Annotated in this window: 2 protein-coding genes; both read right to left on the bottom strand. The window is 35.4% G+C overall.

What is annotated here, in order from left to right:
* Nucleotides 1–99: 99 nt before the first annotated feature.
* Nucleotides 100–1,770: a group II intron reverse transcriptase/maturase gene (ltrA, locus tag J2S72_RS08690; RefSeq protein ID WP_023055010.1), complete on the bottom strand. Its 1,671-nt coding sequence runs from the start codon at nucleotides 1,768–1,770 to the stop codon at nucleotides 100–102.
* Between the two features lie 69 nt (nucleotides 1,771–1,839).
* The gene (locus tag J2S72_RS08695) at nucleotides 1,840–1,977 is read right to left on the bottom strand and encodes a hypothetical protein (protein WP_023055008.1); all 138 of its coding nucleotides are present in this window, start codon (nucleotides 1,975–1,977) and stop codon (nucleotides 1,840–1,842) included.
* Between the last annotated feature and the right edge of the window lie 441 nt (nucleotides 1,978–2,418).

Below are 2,418 nucleotides of genomic sequence, written 5' to 3' on the forward strand. Positions count from 1 at the left end.
GTCTGGTCGAGTAGGTCAGGGATATTACTATCCCTTTCCCCTCTAAGAACCGTGCATGAGAGTTTCCCCTCACACGGCTCAAGTTTTTATAAGCCCTAATTAAAGAGCCAGCGTGTTTTCTTCATCGTTTATATGCAATTTTCTATGACACCAAGGATGTACTAAAGTTTTAAGGGTAATGTTATTTTGAATTGTTTGATGTACTCTAAAGTCTGTATCAATAGTTATTTTCTCTCCACAAACAGGGCATATTCCATTTTGCGTTTTATACAGTCTATTTATAACTGTACGTCCTTTAAGTTCGTTTCGTATTTTTAACTCTTCTCTTTCTTCAAAGTATATTTGCCAATTTTCATCAAATGGATTTGCTTCAGCTTGTATCTTGGTAAATCTTTTAATATCAGTGTCTGTAGCATATTTAAGACGAAGATAGTATTTCTCGCCATTTTCCATTCTGTCGCCAGTTGCTACACTGAAAGTCCAGATTCTATTTCCAATGGTATGGAAGTATTTCTTAGCTATCCATTTTCTACCTTTCTTTGGGTGTCTACGAACGCACCAGGTCCACAAGCTTTTATATATTTCATAATCAAGTTTTTCAAAGGCTTTAGATGAAACATTATATTTATGATAGTTTACCCAACCTATAATGATTGGATTTAATTTTCTAATCAAAATTTCTTGTTTCATTGACGGATTATCTTTTATGATTCGTCTGATTTTATCGACAATAGCCTTGAAGTTCTTATCAGATGGTTTTGTAAGCAACTTATCTTTATACATCCTAATATTAACTCCAAGAAAATCAAAACCGTCATTTATGTGTGTTATGAGTGTCTTTTCCTCTGATAATTCTAAACCTCTTTCAGCCAAGAATTTTACAATGATTGGTTTTACACCATTTTCAAGCAATTCTGCACTTTCCCCTGTAACGATGAAATCATCTGCATATCTAACAAAGTTAACCTTTGGGAAATATGTTTTCTTATTTACTGTTCTTCTATGGTATTTCTCTTTGATTGCTTTTTCTAAACCATCTAATACCATATTGGAAATAATAGGTGATATTGGCGAGCCTTGGGGGCTTCCTGTTTCTGTTGGAAATAGTTTTTGTTTTTCTATATATCCACACTCAAGCCAGAGTTTTAATAATTTCTTGTTCATTGGGATATTATTTAATATCCATTCATGACTTATATTATCAAAACAACCTTTTATATCTCCCTCAAGTACCCATTTTGCAGATTTCTTTTTATTGAGTGATGTAAAACACTGCTCGATAGCATCTTGTGTACATCTTTTTGCCCTAAATCCATAAGAATTAGGGTCAGCAGTAGTTTCTGCTATGGGTTCAAGTGCAAATTTATATAGGGTTTGCATTGCTCTATCTGTCATTGTAGGAATGCTGAGAGGTCTTTTCTTCCCATTTTTCTTTGGTATATACACTCTTTTAAGAGGCTTAGGTTTATATCCTCTTAAATTTAACTTTTCTATCGCCTTATACTTTGCCTGTGGTGTTAGCCATAATTCGCCATCTACACCACTTGTTTTCTTGCCTTGATTTTCAGTTACCCTCTTAATAGCCAAGGCTTTTGCATAAAATGAAGTTGTGAGTAAATGTTGTAAAGATTTTACCTTTCCATATTTACTCATTTTCCACGCTTTCACAATACGCATTTGTAGTTTTTTAACATAGCTTTCTGCTAGAGAAAAGTCTATACTTTCCCAGTTTTTAGCTCTGTTAGTAGTAGCACACATTTTACTGTTCATTTGCTTTCTCCTTTCAAAAATTCTACAAGTTCTCTTGTGATTAAAAACCAAATGGAAGTCTGCACTCTTTCAAGTTAGGGCAAATTTTGAACCCCTATCCATCTCATTACAAGATGGCATTCGCTTTTTCCATTCTCCTTTACCTGCACGATTATCAGCATTTCTTACGATTTGCCTTGCCTTATGGCAATAGTACAGGCTTACCATGTTTCACTTAATTAACATTGATAACTTAGGCTCTACCTCTCTGCCGGTAGTCTTTTTGTCCGTGTAATCCCACTGTGGAAAGGATTATCCGACTACACACCATTTTGGTTCAGGCTTATCAGCAACTTTAGCCTATTCGCCTTAACGACATTTATCAGTAGTTCACATATGTTAGCCATATTATCAAGCCTCGCTCCCTAACCACCTTGTTGCTGGCAGTTTCGGTATTTCCTCACGGTTTTACCTCAAGTAGGGTTACTTTAATATCGGCTTACCACACCTAAGTGCAGTCGATACTCGGCTCAACTAACGGAATAGTTGGTTTGGTCATCATGCCAAACAGTTAAATTAAGCGACTTCATGTCGCACCCAAAGGTACGCATCAAAGGTATTCTCTGTAACATAACGATAGATATTTACTTTCTCATTTTCGTTTCCTTG

This window comes from Peptoniphilus koenoeneniae, assembly GCF_030812875.1.
Lineage (GTDB): Bacteria > Bacillota > Clostridia > Tissierellales > Peptoniphilaceae > Peptoniphilus_B > Peptoniphilus_B koenoeneniae.

Excerpts from the sequence above, each read along its gene's own strand:
- J2S72_RS08695 (WP_023055008.1), bottom strand. The coding sequence starts at position 1,977 with ATGGTAAGCCTGTACTATTGCCATAAGGCAAGGCAAATCGTAAGAAAT.
- ltrA (WP_023055010.1), bottom strand. The coding sequence starts at position 1,770 with ATGAACAGTAAAATGTGTGCTACTACTAACAGAGCTAAAAACTGGGAA.